This is a genomic window from Caballeronia calidae (assembly GCF_900044055.2).
In the GTDB taxonomy this organism is placed as follows: Bacteria; Pseudomonadota; Gammaproteobacteria; order Burkholderiales; family Burkholderiaceae; genus Caballeronia; species Caballeronia calidae.
In genome coordinates, this window is sequence record NZ_FCOX02000029.1 from 54,479 (window position 1) to 73,117 (window position 18,639).

Annotated in this window: 12 protein-coding genes and 1 pseudogene; 8 read left to right on the top strand and 5 right to left on the bottom strand. The window is 55.6% G+C overall.

The window, feature by feature from the left end:
* Window positions 1–564: 564 nt before the first annotated feature.
* Window positions 565–1,728 (bottom strand): hypothetical protein, encoded by a 1,164-nt coding sequence (locus AWB78_RS24100; protein WP_062608507.1) that lies wholly within the window; start codon window positions 1,726–1,728, stop codon window positions 565–567.
* A gap of 143 nt (window positions 1,729–1,871) precedes the next feature.
* Entirely contained in the window at window positions 1,872–4,436 is a 2,565-nt protein-coding gene (locus AWB78_RS24105; RefSeq protein ID WP_157697608.1) for a Mu transposase C-terminal domain-containing protein, read from the bottom strand.
* Between the two features lie 1,335 nt (window positions 4,437–5,771).
* On the opposite strand from AWB78_RS24105, the gene AWB78_RS24115 reads away from it, so the two are divergent.
* The 3 genes from AWB78_RS24115 (at window position 5,772) to AWB78_RS49785 (ending at window position 9,068) form a co-directional block, all read left to right on the top strand.
* Entirely contained in the window at window positions 5,772–6,530 is a 759-nt protein-coding gene (locus AWB78_RS24115; protein WP_157697609.1) for a hypothetical protein, read from the top strand.
* A 104-nt stretch (window positions 6,531–6,634) separates the two neighbouring features.
* Window positions 6,635–7,909 carry a hypothetical protein gene (locus tag AWB78_RS24120; RefSeq protein ID WP_062608511.1) on the top strand — a complete coding sequence of 425 codons (1,275 nt, stop codon included), beginning with the start codon at window positions 6,635–6,637 and terminating at the stop codon, window positions 7,907–7,909.
* Window positions 7,910–8,042: 133 nt separating this feature from the next.
* A complete protein-coding gene (locus AWB78_RS49785; protein ID WP_062608512.1) occupies window positions 8,043–9,068 on the top strand; it encodes a TniQ family protein in 1,026 nt (341 codons plus the stop codon).
* Window positions 9,069–9,237: 169 nt separating this feature from the next.
* Here AWB78_RS49785 and AWB78_RS24130 read toward each other — a convergent pair.
* Window positions 9,238–10,382 (bottom strand): annotated as a pseudogene (locus AWB78_RS24130) (IS3 family transposase); the annotation flags it as partial.
* A 175-nt stretch (window positions 10,383–10,557) separates the two neighbouring features.
* Between AWB78_RS24130 and AWB78_RS24140 the strand changes: the two are divergent.
* Window positions 10,558–10,830: a hypothetical protein gene (locus AWB78_RS24140; RefSeq protein ID WP_062608514.1), complete on the top strand. Its 273-nt coding sequence runs from the start codon at window positions 10,558–10,560 to the stop codon at window positions 10,828–10,830.
* 1,263 nt (window positions 10,831–12,093) lie between these two features.
* Here the strand turns inward: AWB78_RS24140 and AWB78_RS24145 are convergent.
* Complete coding sequence (locus tag AWB78_RS24145) at window positions 12,094–12,483, bottom strand: DUF6471 domain-containing protein (protein WP_157697610.1); 390 nt, start codon at window positions 12,481–12,483, stop codon at window positions 12,094–12,096.
* A gap of 773 nt (window positions 12,484–13,256) precedes the next feature.
* Complete coding sequence (locus tag AWB78_RS49790) at window positions 13,257–14,006, bottom strand: metallophosphoesterase family protein (RefSeq protein WP_062608516.1); 750 nt, start codon at window positions 14,004–14,006, stop codon at window positions 13,257–13,259.
* Between the two features lie 242 nt (window positions 14,007–14,248).
* Here AWB78_RS49790 and AWB78_RS50265 point away from each other — a divergent pair, with 242 nt between their 5' ends.
* The 4 genes from AWB78_RS50265 to AWB78_RS24170 all read left to right on the top strand — a co-directional run bounded on the left by AWB78_RS50265 (window position 14,249) and on the right by AWB78_RS24170 (window position 18,639).
* A complete protein-coding gene (locus AWB78_RS50265) occupies window positions 14,249–15,517 on the top strand; it encodes a TniQ family protein (protein WP_062608517.1) in 1,269 nt (422 codons plus the stop codon).
* Window positions 15,518–16,378: 861 nt separating this feature from the next.
* Window positions 16,379–17,476, top strand: coding sequence for a hypothetical protein (locus AWB78_RS24160; protein ID WP_062608518.1), 1,098 nt, complete (start codon window positions 16,379–16,381; stop codon window positions 17,474–17,476).
* Window positions 17,477–17,508: 32 nt separating this feature from the next.
* Window positions 17,509–18,012 (top strand): hypothetical protein, encoded by a 504-nt coding sequence (locus AWB78_RS24165; protein ID WP_198399334.1) that lies wholly within the window; start codon window positions 17,509–17,511, stop codon window positions 18,010–18,012.
* A 69-nt stretch (window positions 18,013–18,081) separates the two neighbouring features.
* Complete coding sequence (locus tag AWB78_RS24170) at window positions 18,082–18,639, top strand: HAD domain-containing protein (protein WP_096031833.1); 558 nt, start codon at window positions 18,082–18,084, stop codon at window positions 18,637–18,639.

Sequence of the window (18,639 nt, forward strand, 5' to 3'; positions counted from 1 at the left end):
TGATTGGTTGCACATGGAAAATTTGCCGAAATCGACGATTTCCGGCTTTCCTATGTCCTGGAAGTTTGATTGGTTGCACTTACTCGAAGTAAGTTTGAGCGTTGTACATGGCTGACCACGCGCTAATTCAAGCCCAACAAGGCCTCGTTTTCGGCGAATTCTGGCAAGGAGCGTCTTATCGGCGGGGCCGAAACCACCCCCGCTCGACCTATCGGCAGAGTAGTTAAGCGAACGCCTGCAACCTCGCGTCCTCGAAACTGCCCCACATAAGGAATCTTCTGGTCTTTTTGCGATGAGCGAGCGACACCAGGCCAATCCATCCACTCGCAGGCGAACGTGCAGGCATCCATGTGCCCCTTTTTACTGTGGTGAGTTGGGAACTGATGCTGACGGATATGCAGCCGGGCTGCCTCATCCGCCAGACCTCGAGTGTTGTCGTATGACGGTCGGCGGAGCGACCGAGCACTTAAAATCCTGCCAACGCCCTTGACCGCACTCAGCAAAGATATTTGCGTTCGCGTGCTAAAAAGAAGATGGCCGCACTTTATGCGGCCACCATTTTCCTTATGTCATGACTTCGGTTTCGTCGACATCGAGTACCATTCCAATGGTTGCGAACCTCCGTTTAAGCCGCAAAGTAGATTCGAGACGCCGCCTCCCACCGACTGACACGGAGTCGCCTTGCAGCTGAGCACGTAGCTGTACCTTTCTGCGCTTTCGATACGCGACTGTCACGCCATTGCCACCGCACCATCCCTCGGCAAAGCTGCTGGCAGTCGGAGAGCGTATGCTGGACCACGCGCCTGCACTATGAGCCTCAGCCGCTGGAGGCATCAGTGCGGTCGAAACGGATGAGCCTCGCCCTAGAACAATCCTCTCCGTGCCGGGAAGGTCGTGCAACGGTCGGCGTTTCGGCCGAAACCTCTGCTGCGGCCGGCTGCTGAACCCACCGATGTCGATGAGGTTCGCTGCTTCCGCCTCGCTCGTGGGCAAAGTACTGACCAAAACAGCGATTTGGGCTTGCCTACGCATCGCCAACTGAATATCGCTCAATTGCGAATCCCAGACCGGCTCTGGAACATTGCCCGACACGAGAACTCGTCGAAGCTGTTGAAAGGACTGGTAGCCGCAAATTTGAGAAAAGAGCTGGTACGCTCGCGTGCGAGAGAGCAACCCATTGCCGACCGCGCGCCGAAGTCGCATCGCGCGAATACGAAAATCGAGGTACGACGTAGGCGTAAAGGCACCCTCTGGGGTGACAAATGGATTCGACTTGGGCGGGACCTCTTCCATCGGCGTGACTTCCGGCCATTTCTGAACCTTGTCGTCATTCCACGGGTCGCACGCTTTACATACCACTGCAAGATAATTGACGTCGATTGGGTTCGAGTTGACCCCGTCTGTTTCCACTTCGTCCTCCACGTATGCCCTGTGAAATTGAGTCATGTCGACCGGACCTCTGCATCTCGCGCAAACTTCAATCGGCCCAAGGCCAGGGGGTACGGCAGGAATCGGTACCTCCAGTGCTCTCATAGCCTGCTTGAGACGAGCTTCCCGGCATTTAGTTGAGCAGTAGCACTCCCATCGGAAACTGTTCTTTGCTGCGACCATGCGGGTGTCCCGCATGTAATAGACTCTCTCCCATTGGACTGTGACGCCAAGAACAATCCCTTTAAAGACGGTGCCACAGGAGTAGCATTCAAACTCATCGTCTTCGAGCGTGAACATTCAATGACCTCGGTGTCGAGTTGGTAAGGTTGTGAATCGATTGCATAGACTCGAGAACGCTCGGTAAGAAGCAGTCAGAGAAGGGCCAGCACGTCCTCCGTCCCGTTGACCCTTTCCAAAGTATGAATATTGATTAGTCATGCTTAGTCGATAACATACACTACTTCATCTTCGTCATCCAATTCATTGGCAATGTTGTCGACGTCTTGAACGTCGTCCTCTGCATCCTTCATTTCCCACCACTCTTGCTCCCCCCCTACGTACACTGCAGGTTCTCCGTTGATGATGGTAAATCCGGGAAGGCCGTGTGCATTTTCACGGGCGACCTCGTGTATCTGTTTCAAAACGCCGGAAAACTTCGCTTCTTGAAGCGCATTTGCATAATCCTCAGCACGGTTTCGCCGCCTGAGAACTTTATTAACAACTCCTCGTTCAGTGAGGTATGCCGTGTACTCATCCAGTTCCACGGGCGTGAATTGACTCAACACCTCATATTCGTTACAGAAGCATTCGACCCACCCGCCTTCGCGACGCAGCCAAACGAAAACATGGGCCACGTTGTCAGGGTCATATCGCACCTCAACGGACCTTCCAGCCATGCCGGGTTTGAGAAGAGCCGGCGAGAAGTAGGTGAGCGTCTGACATTCCACGCCACCCTCCACGGTCACGATACGATTACCACTGCGCCCTTGAACCTTTGGCATGCACAGGAGCCGAAGGTGGTTGGTGTAAGGCACCCGTGGAATATGAGAGGTGCCCGCCTCGTTCAGCAGTCGCGCTTCGTAGTTTTCGAGAGTTTCTCCGTTCGTTCGTGATGTGGCGTGCTTCGGTTCGACTTCGAAATAGATTCGTTCCAAGAGTAAGCGAATAGTGCCGAGAGAGAGAACTTCGTTATCCTCGGGACGAAACCCTTTGCTCAGGGCCCGATACTCCTCGATATTCAGTCGGTTACCCGGAAGGTTACTGATTACCAAATTGTCGTCCTTTCTGTTGCCTGACTCAGCTACCTGCCCTGCACGCGGGGTCTTCGCTGGACGGCTCAATTTGCAGACTCCAAGGTCGGCAAGCACGGCTTCGAATTGCCACGCAAGGAAGTCCAAGCCGCGGTCACTGATGATGTATTGCGGTAATCGACCCCATCGTCGTGAGCAGTCAAGAATCAGCCGATAAAGTGCGACATAGGACGGGGCCCCGAAGAACACGACACATGCCAAAACTCGAAAAGTCTTTGCATCGCGAAGGACGGTCCGCCACATTTCGCGGTTTAAGGGCTCGCCGGTAATGCATGACCGAACAGCGACCTCAATCCGAGCGTGGTCCACGTGAGCTACTTCCCACGGAATGCGGCCTTTAACTAGCCGATTGACCTTGTCCTTTGGCACGAAGCTGCCATACTTATATGCCGCAAATTTTCCGGAGCGGGCCTCGACGATGACAGACTTCTCTTCTTGAGCCAGTCGCTTACGAGCTGTCGATTCGCTAACAGGAAGAACATTGGCCGCGCGGCATCTAGACAGATATTGGCCGTAACAAGACGCGTAATGCGGGCGGTGACTTGCCTTGTAGTCTTCGTCGAGACTTTCGCGCCAGATAGCCACTTCTGCTGAATCGTGAGCCGTGCCTCCTCCGCAGTTGTCGTACGCGTTCGCCAGTGCAAGAAGGCGAGATGTGCCAGCGGCATCTGCTTTTGCTACGACCGCCTTCCAACGAGCGAGTGTTGCAGGGGAAACATCTTGCCCGCGTTTGGGGCCCGTCCTCCACCTTTGCTGACCAGGTGGCATCCCGAGGATTTCAAGTTTCTCTGCCGCCTCTGCGATGCGTTTTGGCGAGAGATTGACCGCGGTCGGCTCCGGCTCGGTGACGTACTTCCACGTTTGCGCGTCGCAAAGCCGATGTACGTGAACGAGGTCTAGCTCCTGGAACACTCCACCTTCGCTGGCAATGCTGAACTTCGTTCCCGCGTTGATGACGTGCCACTCCTGACCATCCCAATTGAACTTTTGCCCAGTTCGAGGAAGAATGGTATGAATTGAAAGAGGGGCGCCGGCCCCATCTGCTAATCGACTATCGCGGTAATGAAGATAAGCTGCATCATCGGCATAGAGTCGACACGATTCCACGCTTGTCAGGTCCTCATCTGCAAGCGGGAAAAAAACCAACTGATGTGCGATGCAAAACTTGATGAGGTCAGGGTCTACTCCCTCCGCCACTAAAACGCGGCGATAGACGACGCCTTCTTTCATCACTCGGGACACGAGCTGCTTTACCGTTGCGGGGTCTGGCAACTCCGCGCCGGGCTTGAACACGCCGGATAGGTAAGAGATGTTCGCAGTGTAATGTTTCCCAAAGTGACTGCAAGGCCACACTTCATAGCCGATTCCGAAAGGGGCCAAGGCCTCTGCGACCGCCGGTGAAATCCATTGTCCATCAGGCAACTGCCTGTACAGGCTATGCCCTTTAGCCTCCGATTCCAGAAGCTTCCCGTCATCGACCACATCGCGAAAAACGATGCGGTCTTTGTACAGGCATAAAACTTTCGGCGTTCGACTTGTCTTTGTTGACCGTGTGCCGTCAGCCTTCAAAACAGTGACGTTTCGAATGGTTGTAGGCCGCGGCCAGTACTCGAGCAAATCCGGATGTTGCGCCTTGCTGTCCAACTCCGTAAAAAGAGCGAGGTCCGGCACGACGCTCGCAATCTGCACGCCCATTCGCATGGTCCGGCTGGGGTACAAGCCCGTCGTGTTACCACGCTCACGGTCTGCTCGCGGTGCAGTCGCCGGGTCACCCTCGCGAATGCTGCGAACTAATGCCTGCCCTAGCGGCGTTACGCTGCATCGAGCCAGCAGAATCTGGAGTTCCTCCTCCTTCAATCGTCCCAATCTACTTGCAACCATCGAGTACCCCACAATGAAATGAACAAGATGTACGTCCCACGTCGATGAAAAACGGCGTTTCCGAGATTCGTATAACTAAGCATCTTAGCCTCCTTCATTTGCTTATCCAGGCTGTACTCGGACAGCCGATTATGCGAAATCAGCGTTGAGGCAATCCGCCTCAAATCGAACTCGAATTTCTGATTTCGTCGCGCGTTTGCCTCTGTGCCGCTCACTGGACTGCGTGCAACGTAATGCTGCATCGATGCCTCGTGATTACTGACCCTATTCCTCCCGGATTTTTGGTGCCCCCGACGGGCCAGAAGAGCAGGGTGGCTGGTCGATTCGGGCCCGGCGCCAACACTCTTCTGAAAGCATCCGACGGGCTCACCACCTGAATGTTGTACGGCATTTCCGAGGTCCACTTCCTTCTTACGCGTGGACGTCGTCGTCGACGGTCGGTCCGCTTTGCTCGCTTGAATGGTCCGAAGATGGAAGTGCCCATTGCTCTTGGCGCGGTCTGTACCGTGGGCTGACCTTCTTCGTCCTCTGACTTCATAAACTTCTCCAAGTTGAACTGCCATGGTCGCGAGCAACTAGACTCTCTCGGCCGCCTACGCCAACGAGGCGACGACTGCGGTTTCCCGATTTGCGGCCCGTCACGCGCTGTTCAATTCATCAAAGGGGGGACCTGGCCTACATTCATCTCCATCTGAGGGTTCCCCGGCGTTGAGCGAATTGGCGGGAAGCTTTCACCCTAGAGAAGTGATACTCTTACTCGCTAACGCCCACAGCGCTTACCCTCATTAGCTTCATATGTGGCGCTGAAGAATACATAAAGATTGTCATTAGTCAAGAAAAGCTTGCTTTTTTATTTTGTTCACCTATGCTTCCTTGGCTCGAGCGAGGGTTGAAATCTCGAAAAGCGAAGTCTTCGTTTGTGTCGTTGAAAGATATGCAAACATAGATATTTGTCAAGAAATTGCTTGAATTATCCCAAACGTCGTCTAGTCTGATGTAGGTCTGTTGCTGAGGAGAAGAGTCTCGAAGAATGAGGCGGCGCTCTGTTGGCTTTACCGATGTCGACAATGCGACGGCAGATATATAGGTCTGCGAAATAAGGTATGGGAATTCTTGTCATTCCAGTGCCAACACTAACGGGAGTCACGAATGGATTTGGAACACTTTGAAGAAGTAAGGCCGCCTGTTGGGTTAGCTCGACAGGAGAACTGGTTTGTCTCGGCGCTTGATGGGCTGGTATCGACACACCCGACTTATCGGTTAGTCACGGTTTGGCGCTCGGACTGTAAGTGTCTTGCGCTCAACTTCGTTCGCAACGGTTCGGCTGGTGTGTACACATGCGTTCACCGATTGGCGTACCGTAAAAAGGCGCCCTCGATGCTGATGACCGACCGGTCGGCGCTATGCGGTGCGTTGGTTACCGTGGCTTCTAGCCTGCCGCAGATGGCGAGCGTCGCATGGTGCGCACCGTTGCAGGAGCTCCGCGCGGCTATGAATGACCTGGTGAATATCGGGCGCAGACTGTCTGCAAGTCATAGATTTTCGGTGGAGACTATCCAGTCGGTTTTCGATGGTTGGCTCGAACGATTCAATCTTGCGCTTGATGGATACGTCAGTCCCGAGTTGCTTGAAGAAGGACGGGTGCGGCCTGACTGGTTTGAGATGTTCATCGAAGGACTGCAATCCAACAGCGCATCGATGGCCTTGAGCACTTTGCACACTCATTTATCATCGGCGCATGCACACGCTAGCGAAAGGCAGACCACGGCGGGACAAAGGTGCGAACACCAAGACTCAGAAGAAGCGACGGAATCTTCCAAACGCCCGCGTTCGGCGTCACGGGTCGTGCCGATTCGCAGCCGGCTTGCGGAAGAGGTGTCGAAGAGCGTGCGATTATCTAAAGCGTAGCTATAACGCTCCCTCCTGTACTCAAACACTCAATCGGAGATTTCCATGAACACATTCTCGTATCAACTCCGTTTTTCATCCCGTAATCGAGTAGGAGTCCAAATTTGGAGATTGAAAAGCTGTTGGAGAAGCGGAAGTCTGTTCCGGTTGAGAAGATGGAGCGGTTGAGGAAAGTCTTGTGGGATACGCTCATCGTTCATCGGAACATGAGAACAGCGTTCAGCGAGCTGGACGAAATCATGCAGGTCGGAAAGCCGGGGCAGCTGATTGTGCTCTGCGGGCCTACCAACGCCGGCAAGACTCGGCTATTGAAAGCGATGGACCAGATGTTGGTCGCTGACGCGCAGAAGAGGGGCTTGCCGGTTTGGGGTTCGACGTATTGTCGGCTTCCTTCGCCCGTACGAGCGCGGTTTGACCAAGGTGAGACATATCGAAGAACGCTATACGCCCTAGAGGAGCCGCTCTTAGAGCACAAGGTCGCGTATCCGGACGTCAGGGAAGGAGCATTGCCTCGGCGAACCATGCCTCAGGCAAAAAGACCTCCGACTCATGCGGCCTTGTGGCAGGCGCTGATGAATCGAATCAAAGCGGGGCATCTAGCCGTTTTTTTCGATGAGGCGGGGGAGCTTCCTCAGTCACTGAAAGTTACGACCTTGAGGGAGACGGTGAATATGTTCAAGCAGATGGCAGATATTGGAGGTTCTAACGTTGTCCTAGGAAGCGGCCCGGAAATTGGCCCGATGCTTTGGGAATCGGGGCAACTCGCGGCACGAATCAGGCTAGTTTCTCTGGATTCCTATGGTTTTAGTGAAAAGAATGATGTCAAGGAATTCAACAAAGCATTGAGGGAGATTGAGACGAAGTTGGGGGAGGATTTCATCGAACGCGGGACTTTGGATGGTGACAACGCGAAGACCGTGATGCGCAAAGTCCGTGGGACTTTCGGTATTGCGCTCGACATCACCGTCTTCGCTGTACACAGCGCGCTGCTTGCCGGTGAGGCGCCGTTGAAATGGGAGGGTCTCGATGCGGCAGTTGACAAGCGGATGGAGGAGATTGGCAACCAAGTGGACCGGGAGCAGGCGTTGTGGGCAGGTATCAAGCATGAGAGCTTGCGCCGGCAGTATTGGGGGATGGAAGCTGCTGCTGGAGAACTCGGCACTGGCTTGATTTTGCCGGTGGTGACGCGTGGGAAGGTGGTCAAAGACGAGCCTAAAACCAACAAGCCGAACTCGGGCGAGGGTAACGCGGGCAGGAATACGCAGAGGGAGCGCAAGACGGAGCAGTCTGGTACGCGCGGTCTGCATCCGACGAAGCCCGAGAATGTTCGCTTGAATGAATATTCCACGGACACGGTTGAGGAGGAAACCCTGTCATAACCTGTTGGTCGGACACGGCGTGACTTTTTCGATATAAATTAGTAATGCAGCGTCACGCCGTGTCCAGCAGTAGGTGGGTGATTGTCGTTTGACCATGGCGTGCAAAACCGGAAATTTAGTGAGAGGACAACAGATGAGGCTTCATGCGATTGAGGCAATCGACAACGCTCCTTGGGGACGAGAGAGTCTATTCAGCGTAGCACAGCGCACCGCGGAGTACCACAGTGTCTTGCTGGGTGACATGATTAGGGAAGTGATATGGCCCGCATCGGGATGGCCTGAAAATAATCGCAAGCCGCTCGCGGGATTCGGCATACTGGGATTTGTCGCTGGTGCCGGTCAGACGGCGAGTAATTGGGTGTCTGTACTGGAAAAGCTGACCGGCCGAACGGACCTCGCGCGGTTCACGTTTCTTCCATTGGCGAACGTAATGCGACTTGAGGGCGTTTTGCGGCACAGAGGAGCAAGGTGCGTTGAGTGCGTCAGAGAGATGATTGACAAGGGGCGCCCTTGCTATGACCCATTGATTTGGACCCTCACCGAATACGAAATCTGCACTAGGCACTACGTGCGGCAAACTGAGACGTGTGCATCCTGTGGAACCGAAGATATAGCGATTGCCAGGCCCGCGTCACGTGTCGGCTGCTGTGGCAAATGCGGTGTATGGATGGGAAGTGATGCCTTTCAGGCCGATACGGTCACCGAATCGAGTCGATATCAACTCGCCACTAGCGAAGCCCTCCGCGACATGGTGAGTCTTCTCGACGACCGAAGAATCGCAAGCGTGGACGGCACGGAGATATTGAAATACGCGGCTAAGCACTGCTTCGACGGAAATTTCGCGGAAATGGCCAGAGCGATAGGAATGCCGAAGAACACTCTTTCAGTGCAGCTTAGCCGTCGCACCAAGCCTCTGATTGATACAGTAGCGACGTTATCGGTGGTTACAGGTGTCCCGGTCAAACATCTAGTATTCGGTTCGTTGTCCGGCCGGCGATTCAGCAGGAATCTACTTACAGAACCAGTAGAGAGGCCGGCCCCAGACGGGGAAAATACGAGGCGTTCAGCCATGGATTTCGATGCGGTCGAAGCGGAGTTGCGCCGTCTTCTTCGAGGCAGAAGAACACCTTCTCTCACGGAGGTTTCGGAGAGGCTATGAGGTTGACCCGCTTCAGCGGCCAGATTTGCAGTTGGGTTTAGTACGGTATTGATCCTCCGTTAAGCGTTGAGTCGCGGGTTGTCCATGGCCGGGTAGCGGGTCGCCTGTCTCGACCACGACGCTGCCCGGCGGTGGGCAACCCGCGCGGCGATGACATTTCATTTTTCGAATGCAGGTTTTCGAATTCCAGCGGCGAACAGTAACCGATGCTGCTGTGCAGGCGGCGCACGTTGTACCATCCTTCGAGGAACCAGAAGATACGTGTGCGGGCCTGCTCGTGGGTCGCGAAGTGTTCACGCATCAGCAGTTCTGCTTCGAGCGTGCCGAAGAACGACTCACACATCGCATTGTCATAGGCATCGCCTGCGGTACCCATCGATGGTTGCACGCCCGCCTCGCGGCAACGCCGCCCGAAGGCAATGGACGTGTACTGGGACCCCTGGTCGGAGTGCAGGATCACACCTTCATGACGCCGTTGGCTCAACGCCATGTCCAATGCCCGCAGCATCAGTTCGGTGTACAGATGGTTTGACATTGCCCAGCCGACGACGCGTCGGCTAAACACATCGAGCACCACCGCCAGATACAGGAACCCTTCACCGGTGGGCAGGTATGTGGCATCTGCCACCCACAGTACATCGCAAGCATCGGCGCTAAAGTGCCGACGCACCAGGTCGGGGGCACGGCGGGCCCCCGCGCGTTGCCGCGTGGTGTGGGGCCAGCGCCGCCGGCTTGCACCGCGCAGCCCCGCCAGGCGCATCAGGCGCGCTACGCGCTTGCGTGCGACATGCACGCCCTCGCGCGCGAGCTGCGCATGAATACGGGGCGCACCGTATGTGCCGCGCGAGCTCGCATGTAGGGTGCGGATGCGCGCCAGCAGCTGCGCGTCACTGCATGCGTGCGCCGATGGCTCTCTTGCCAGCCACCCGTAATAGCCGCTCGTGGAGACCCTGAGCAGCCGTGCCATCGTGGCAATGGGCCAGCGGACCCGGTTCGCTCTCATGAATCCGTATCCTTCGGCGATACGGCTCCCGTCTCCCGGGCAAACCAGGCCGCTGCGTGAGAGAGGATGTCTCTTTCCATCTTCAGTTGCCGATTCTCACGACGCAGCCGCGAAAGCTCCTGCCGCTCGGCCGTGGTCAGCCCGTCGTGGCGCGTGCCCGCGTCACGCCCGGCCTGCGCCACCCAGTTATAGATCGTCTGCGCGGTCGGCTCGAACTCCTTTTCCAGTTCCTCCGGCGTGCGCCCGGCCTTCACCAGCTCAACCATTTGCGCCCGGAATTCCGCCGGGTACGGCGTACGATGCTTGCCCATTTCGGCACCTCCTCTTCAAAAGGATAGGCGTCCGTTTTTGCGGGTCAATCTCACTAAACGTAATACGCGGAGTCTCCGTAAACACTTTCCGGAACTCGCTCAACGGATTGTCGACAGGTATTTGGCGTCACGAAGGGCGAAGTCGAACAGAAGGGCGGAACGCAACAGCAAGCTGATGTTTAACGCCATCTCGACGCTGGTCCTTGGCCACGAGTTTCCGACAAACCGACGGCTGGCAGAAATTTTAGGTGCCCATCTATGTCTCGAACATCGCAAGCTCTATGCAGCAACCCTCGAGTCGTTGGGTTTGACAGGCAAAGGACGAGCTCCTTCTCCGTTACAAGAAAAGGCTTTGGTGGCCGCGCGTCAAATCCTCCTTGAGAAGAATCTACAAGTTGGTGACGTCATGGGTGAACTCTTCATAGAAGCCGTGGAGGCCGTCGCTTAGCCTCATGGACAGAGCTTGTCCGGGATTTCCGGAGCTTGCATCGGAGGTCGAAGAACCAGTTCGTGGACGAGCAGCATTGCACTGTGGAAAGTAAATATTACAAGTATTAGAATAAAACCTCTAATGTTGAGGGGTTGGATGAATCAAAAAAATCTATTGCTGCAAAAAGATAATAATAAATTTCGACGATTGAGTGAGGTGGCTGTCACACCTCGGCGAACCGCAATGCTCTAGCAAGGCGAACGCCGAATCAGGATACCGATTGGCCCGGTCGCGTGGGCAGACTTCCAACCTCTCCGCGGTCCCGTGTCTAGGTCGTCAGGAACACGGAGGCGCGGTCGCCATGCGCGTCCTCAGGTACTTAGAGTGCGTCAGGTGCATCGAACGGTGTATCGAACGGTGTCCCTCGAACGAGCTCGCGCCGTGACTACTACTCTCTCGCTCGTGACGAATGTCCAAGAGGTCTCGTTCAAGCGGTTTGCTCGCTATCGGGTTCTGGGGTGCGCGGAAGGCATTTGCTACGGAAGGTCGGGCGTTTCGTTTTGACGATGGATGGAACGCCGAACTTGCGCATTTGGGTCTTCCTCGTGAGGTTCGTGACAGGAGTGACGACGAGACGATGAATGGGTCGTGGAGTAGGTGTCTCTCGCGGCTGACTCTGCTCGAAAATACAAGACCGATACGGCCATTCGCGAACTGTGCAGTGTAGGCCCGAGGTACGTTTGGGGAATCGATACGAGGACGGGAGACACCAACGACGGTCCCTGTTGACGGCCGCGAGTTTGAGCCCTAGCGGCATCGGGCACATGAGGCCGCCCTGCGCCGCCTCGCATCTATCGAACATCGTCGAGACATTCAAGTGCGCAGCTTCTGCAGGCAGTACATCCGGGGAGTATTGCTGAACCGTCGAAATTGAACTGCCAAGTGGCAAAGTCTCGAAGTCCCACTCAGCGATTCCAAATTTGGTGTCGCGAGGCGCGCCATTCAAAAGCGTGGCGTCGCTGACTCAGGGAGCAGTCCCGCCTCGTGAGGAACGCGAACCCCGAAACTGTCACCTCGTCGACGATTGCAATGGCATACGAGCAAACCAATGTCCGACTAAGACCTTGGAGAGAAGGCCCTTCGCTCCTAGCCATCCGGATGCTGGTACAACGGAGGGCGCTTCACAGACTCCGGGAGCGAAGAGCATCCTCGTTCGAATCCGCTTCATTCGGTCTTACCGCACTACCAATGACGCGTATTTCGCCGTGAAGTGAGCAGTGCTCACGCTGCGTCCGCCTCGTCTTCCACGTCGGTGTCGATTGTCTTCGTTGATTTTGCTGGCTTATGTCCAGAAGACTTCTTGGAGGTTTCGAGCTTTCTCAACCGCTCCTCTGGCCTGGTAGTTAGGCCAGTTCCCTCCATTGCCAGCATCTCTTCCGCCGTTGGGATGAGAAAGAAACCACCGTCCATTCCTAGCACGGACATACATCTCAGAAAATAGGCGAAGGTGAACTTGCCGCGATTGACCTTCGCGGCAATCGACCTTGGCGCCTCGTCGACGCCGTCGGCACTGAGTAGTTCGGAGAGCCGAATGAAGCTAACACCTTTGGTCACCATTACACCCCGAAGGATGTTCTTTGCGCCAATCATGTATTGGTCGTCTTTCGACATCTGTACGCTCCGCAGCTGGTCCAAGGCAAAGTGTTTGCGTGTCCCTATCCTTATCGGTTCGGGGCAAAATGTCAACGTGCATCCTGTAAAAATTACAACATTCAACCAACGTCAGTCATATATAAGACCATCGAACTGAGAGCTAGTGGCAGTGTGGCATGTGACCATCTAACCCGGGATTCTTAGGCCGAATTCGCGCCCTGTCGCGCCTCGCTCGGCGACCGAAGCGAAAGTTGCAATGTCGCTCAGCCGAGTGGATGACCGTCGCGCGAGCCAGCTAGAACGGCAGATACAGTTGCTATATCCAACTATACCCACTGTATCGACAAAATATAGATGCGATTGCCTTTGCCAACTCTGCCAACTGTGTCGACGAGACCTTAAGAGACTTCAGATTTACCTCTGAGACTTTTGCCGAGGCCCGCTCAACCCTTGTTTTGGCGTCGAAGGTACTTCTGTCCCTTTTTTTAAAAGTTTGAGCTCGACCTAAAATTTTGCAAATGCCGTCGAATTTGGAGCTTTTGCGCAACTTATTTTGAGATATCGAGCGTAAGCGTTTCCGGCAAATTTCAGCGTTTCGAGGGGACATGCCAATCCGGCTCCGCGCTGGGTTGGTCGTTCTCGTCGCCGCCAACCTCGCGGTCCCCGGCTCCGTTCGAAGTCCTTTTGTTAGAAGTCGACGTGCAGGCCGCACATGTTGAACGCAGGCTGACCGGGCGACTCGAGAGAGTGTGAACTCAGATAGTTTGCAATTTTTACAACGCTGAGACGGCTCATACTTCGACGACAAATGTTGGGTTGAAATCGGGGTTTGGCCTCCGCTCTACACCTGCTGGATTGCAAACAACGCGGCAGCGTTTGAGCTTGTAATCGCAGCTGTGATGGACGTGCCCATGAACCCAGAGATGTACCAATTTCGTCAAAGCCGATAGGTCGCTCGCGAACCCTGAGTCATACCGTTGGCGCCCGAATCGACGGTCGAGTGACCTCGCGTGGGGAGCATGATGCGTGACCACCACTGTTTTCCCATCGAACGGTGTCCTGAGTTGCTTGCTCAGCCACTGGACCGTCAGTTCATGTTCAAACCGAGTGTCTTCTGGAGTGAGAGGCCTACCATCCATGCGCCGGATACATCGGTAATCCGCGGCTCCAGACTGCGCCAGCAGCATCGCGTCGTCGCGTCGCCCCAGGAGCGCAAAATCCGTCCATAGGCAGCATCCGATGACTCGCACCCCGTTGTGTGTCCAACAGCTCTTGTTCAGAAAGCTGAACTGTTCGTCCGAGGATGCGTTCGCCAACCGCCCAATCTCAGGCTCGTACCCGGTAAAAAACGAGTCGTGGTTGCCGCGCACATACAGGACTCGAGTAGGCCAGGCGAGAAAGCGTTCGCGTACCCGGTCGATTCGGTCAATGTCGCCGGCAAGAATCAACGCATCGGATGGCACTGAAACGAGAGGTCCAAACAGCCTCTTGTCATCCTTCATGCACTCAAAGTGCAAGTCAGATGCTATCTGAAACCGCATGGTGGCTCCGTTTGAAATTGCTCAGCCCGACTTCGTTATTCGAACCTCATCAAAGTTCTGAGCGAAATCGGAAGACGCGCAACGATAGAGGCAACGAATATGTACTGCAAACTATGGTAAACGCTTGTTTGCACCATACATACTTTGGAGTACATTTTTTCCGGAGGAACGAGAAAACACGGCACGAAAGCGAGGTCACGCACGTTGCTATCAAGCTGAACGTCTCCACTACGAGGGTTTCAATGTTCAGAATATCGCCGTCTGAGATAGGGACAGGAAGGGTCGAGAGCCTGTCGAGTTTCGCTGTCAGGTACGCGGAGCACATGGCTGTCCGGTTCATCGAGTTCTACCGCGGCCTGCTGTATCCACTTCTGTTCCCTGAGAGCACTCGGGTCACGCAGGTAAAGATTCCCCCTGCGATGGTCATTGATGGCATCACAAAGACAGCGAACGATTGGTCTCAAGCTCTCGAATCGATAGCGTCTATCGAGAACGCTGCTCGCTGTACCTTGCTGCCTTTCACCGGCGTTATCGCGGCACGACGTATCGTGACGTTGTCGCGACGGTGGTGCCCGCAGTGCCTCGATGAGATGGCGGAGCGAGGCCGCCACGCTGTCTTCGAACCACTCGTCTGGAGGCTGGACGAAATGAAGCATTGTGGCTGGCACCGGCGTCCCCTCGTGGACGTGTGTCCGAAGTGCGCAAAGGGTGGCCAATACCCCTTTGTTGCCAATGCCCGCGTTGGGTGTTGTAGGTACTGCGGTTCCTGGATGGGGCAGCCGCCTGGAGACGTTGCGCAGGACGTGACCGACTTCGACGTCTTTGTGGCCGAGAAGTGCGAGGAACTGATTTCACTTCCCGCGATGTTGCCACCAGGGGCCCATCTTCTGCCGTCAAACCTTGTAGTCCAAGCGCTGCGCGACGTCTTCTTTCGAGGAAGCGCCACAGATATGGCGCGCGCTGTTGGCGAACTGCCTGGCCAGGTACATGGATACATTAAGGGCGAGTTTCCCGCGCCGCTCGCGTTCTTCATGCGTGCTGCGGCGGTAACCGGCGCGTCTATGCGCGAGATTTTTGTGACCAACGCGTTTGAGTCGACAGACATTTCTGCCTCGACGCATACGTTTGAGTTGCGTAGAGCTCGACCGAGGCGAGTTTTCACTCAGGAGTCTATCGAAAACGCCTTACGAACCGCGTTGAGCGGGGACGGCTCCAAGTCCGTTCAGGCGGTTGCCGTCGACTTGCGCATGGAAGCAGCGACGGTGTGGCGTCGTAGTCCCGATTTGTGTTCGCAGGTCTCCCAACGCCATGCAAGGTACGTCGCCGCGTCTGCCGCCCTTCGAAGAGCGGCGTTCGAATCGAAAGTCCATGAGGTTTTGAGCAATTTTAAGGGGCGCGGTATTCGTCCCACGCAGGACGACTTAAGGGAAGCGTTGCACGACCCTGCCTGCTTTCTGAACGAATGGAAGCGAGCGGTCATTCAGCAGCAGTCTCGCAAGCTCGACCTCTAATGGAGGGGGAAGATGGCCTACTGGCGATGCATGCCGGTCTCGATTGAGCCGGAGATAACTCTCGTTGAGTGGCGAATCATGGAGACGGAGCGTGGGCAACGACATTTTGTTGGCAACAGAGTTGACCACAGTTCCGGAAGAGTCAGTAGCGCCATTGTGACGTTTGACTTTGAGCGGCGAGTCGGCATCACTATCTCAGGTCGGGTTTATCGCCTTGATGGGCCACCTGGTCAAAGCTCCGATGCGGACTATGTTTGGAGCAATTGGCGGGTGCGAAACCGGGTTTCGGCATACGCGGATGTTACCGACACGGCGACCCGTCGACCATAAGGCACGAAGAGCACGCCTGGCTGGAAACAGTTGCGTACCCTCAAGGCAAATTCGAGGCAGCCGTGACCGCTTTCCGCTCGTATTGCCTGAGCTGCGAAGACGTCGCGCGCTGACCGCCTTTCATGCGCTTCGCGCGGGCATCTCTGCTACGAGGCTGCCGCAGAAGACGAATGGGTTCGGAAGGTAAGCGATGAGCGTGCAGTGCTTTTTCCCGTGAATATGGAGCACTCCATGCTTCTGGTAACAGTCGAACTATTGCCGCTGGGGCGTGAGGACGGTCGAAAGACCATCGGTCAAGCGCGCATCCTAAATGTCGCCGGGAACGCGGCGTACGGCTCGTATCTTGTCGATGTGCTTGAGGGGTCGGAGAGGCCCATCGCGACGTCCCTGTTGACCGACTAAGCCAGAGGCCGACGGAAGTTGTCGAGAATAAGCGGTGTGAAATTGGAGAATCCGAACTTCGAGTTCGCCTGCGTCGTCGACACGTCCGACCTCCGGCAGCATGGCTGACGCTAAAGCAAAGGAGCCTCGATGAAAGTGTCTGCGCTGATTTCAAAGTTGAGCGAACTCGACCCCGACGCGGAGGTGTTGCTGCTCTCTGGCCCAGCAGACATCTCCGGCGCTGACGAACTGCGCCGCGTTGAGCAGCAGGATGAATGGAGGTGCGAAATCCATTTTCGTGACGACGGGCTCTCGCAATCGCTCTACGCACCGAGCTCCTTCGGTCAAAGCATGGGCTTCGATAAGGAATACGTCAGAACGGTGAATGGACCGGTCGTGCTGCTTGCGGCGTACAACGCCAATCTAGACTACGTATATGTCGACGACTTTGCGTCCAATGGTGGAACGTTAGGTCAAGAACGGCTCGATGGCGAAATTTTGCGTAACCGGCGAGAGATGCTTGAAGACGGTCGGTTGATTTCGCGTGAATCGCTTCTCCATCTTCTCGACATCACCCCCGAGCAGTTGGACATACTCGTAGGGCAAGGCCGCATCTTTGCCGTCATCATCGACGGAGCGTCGTACTACCCGAGCATTTTTGCGAACCCACGAGTCAATGCCGAGCGCTTGCAGTCAATCTGTCGGCTGCTTCAGCCTATTTCAGACACTTGCAAGCTGGACTTCCTGCTGTCAGCGTGGGGCCACCTCGGTGGCCGTCGTCCGATTGAGATGCTAGACGACGAGAAGGACTATAGAAGGGTTCGTCAGTCTGCGGCGGTGCGGGTGCAGGAGTCCACAAGAACATTCGTCAAAATCTTTCAGGGTTGCCACGCTTCGCTTCCGCAAGCAGAGCCGGTCTACACCGCGGCAGCGGATATTGACCCCCGCAGGCCTTTATGGTCGCGTGCTCGAGCAACCTTGAGCGAATTTGGTTACCAGTACCCCTATGCGCCATATCCAAGCTCGAGTCTTTTCACCGCCTTTGTCGAGATGCACTTTGAAGGAACGTCGGACGGTGCGTTGGAAGGCGCTGTTTGCGTTCATCGCGATGACCACACGTGGCGAATACTGGCTGTGTGGCCGGCAGTTTCGTCAGAGATGAATGAGCCGATTTTGTGCGAGGAGCAGGACGTTGTCTCTGTCGCCATGTGTGCCTTTGAGCGCCTCAAAAAACTGAGCGCGAGCTGAGCGCCATCCCCATCACAAGGGACGCAATCTTGATGAATAGTCCGTTAGATATGCGAGTTGACTCCGTTGGACGTCCGGTCGACGATAACTCACAGACTTCCGATGTCGATGACGAGATGGGACCATTCCCGACCATCATAGTCGACATATCTGACGGCAAAGTGCTCGACGACACTGATGCTTCGAAGCGCCTCTGTAGCTTGGAAGGCGGCGTCCAGGTGTTCGATAGGCCGCGATTGGAAACACTTGATGAAGTTGCGAAGCTACTTGAAATCAGCATCGAGAAATACGCCGTGCCCACGCTCTCGGATGAATCTATGACCGTGTTCGTCTTAGTCTGCTCGACGGAGAAAGCTGTTCCATTTGCGCGATTTGATGTCAATGTCGACAACGGTCAAGCGTATGCGACGTTGCACTGCGACGACGGTTTCAGGCAAAGTGTCAAGCGCGTCGCCGTTCACCCCTACGACGATGTGCTGACGTTGATTCATCGCATCATGCTATGTGCGCGAAGCGAACCCACGCGCGGCGGTTAACCGAACGCGCGACGCAAGGTGGGTGCGGTCTTCAGGCACGCGGCTCGTGCGCGTGCTCTAGACGGTGACATGATGACAAGAGCTCTTGGTTCTGCTTTCGATTTTCCGCTGCCCAAACATGTCGGCGGGCACATTCTGTACGTTGATTTCGACGGATGTCTGCACCCCAGCGCGGTCTACACGAAGCACGGCGTCGGGCCCTTCTTGTTGAACTGCCCGGGCCATGAGCTCTTCGAGCAAGCGCCGCTGCTCGACCGATTACTAGCAAACTATCCCACGGTCAAAATCGTCTTCAGTACAACGTGGGTCAGCAGGTATCGAGGACGGATTCCTCGCCTGTCATCGAATCTGCCCACGGGTCTTCGTGACCGTGTGATAGGCGCGACGTACCATAGCGAAATGGACCGTGAGGTTTTCCAGTCTTCGTCCCGAGGCATGCAGATTTGGTCGGACGTGCTGAGACGCCGTCCCGAGCGATGGCTCGCAATCGACGACAACGACGAAGGGTGGCCCGAGTGGTGCCGTGAAAATCTTGTGAAGACAGATGAGACGTTCGGCATCGGGGAGCCGGCCGTACGCGTCCAACTCGAGTCGATGCTCGAAGCTACCTTCGGGAAGGCAGTATGA

Coding starts and splice junctions, on each gene's coding strand:
- AWB78_RS24100 (WP_062608507.1), bottom strand. CDS start 1,728: ATGTTCACGCTCGAAGACGATGAGTTTGAATGCTACTCCTGTGGCACC.
- AWB78_RS24105 (WP_157697608.1), bottom strand. CDS start 4,436: ATGGGCGTGCAGATTGCGAGCGTCGTGCCGGACCTCGCTCTTTTTACG.
- AWB78_RS24115 (WP_157697609.1), top strand. CDS start 5,772: ATGGATTTGGAACACTTTGAAGAAGTAAGGCCGCCTGTTGGGTTAGCT.
- AWB78_RS49785 (WP_062608512.1), top strand. CDS start 8,043: ATGAGGCTTCATGCGATTGAGGCAATCGACAACGCTCCTTGGGGACGA.
- AWB78_RS24140 (WP_062608514.1), top strand. CDS start 10,558: ATGTTTAACGCCATCTCGACGCTGGTCCTTGGCCACGAGTTTCCGACA.
- AWB78_RS24145 (WP_157697610.1), bottom strand. CDS start 12,483: ATGTCGAAAGACGACCAATACATGATTGGCGCAAAGAACATCCTTCGG.
- AWB78_RS49790 (WP_062608516.1), bottom strand. CDS start 14,006: ATGCGGTTTCAGATAGCATCTGACTTGCACTTTGAGTGCATGAAGGAT.
- AWB78_RS50265 (WP_062608517.1), top strand. CDS start 14,249: ATGTTCAGAATATCGCCGTCTGAGATAGGGACAGGAAGGGTCGAGAGC.
- AWB78_RS24160 (WP_062608518.1), top strand. CDS start 16,379: ATGAAAGTGTCTGCGCTGATTTCAAAGTTGAGCGAACTCGACCCCGAC.
- AWB78_RS24165 (WP_198399334.1), top strand. CDS start 17,509: ATGAATAGTCCGTTAGATATGCGAGTTGACTCCGTTGGACGTCCGGTC.
- AWB78_RS24170 (WP_096031833.1), top strand. CDS start 18,082: ATGATGACAAGAGCTCTTGGTTCTGCTTTCGATTTTCCGCTGCCCAAA.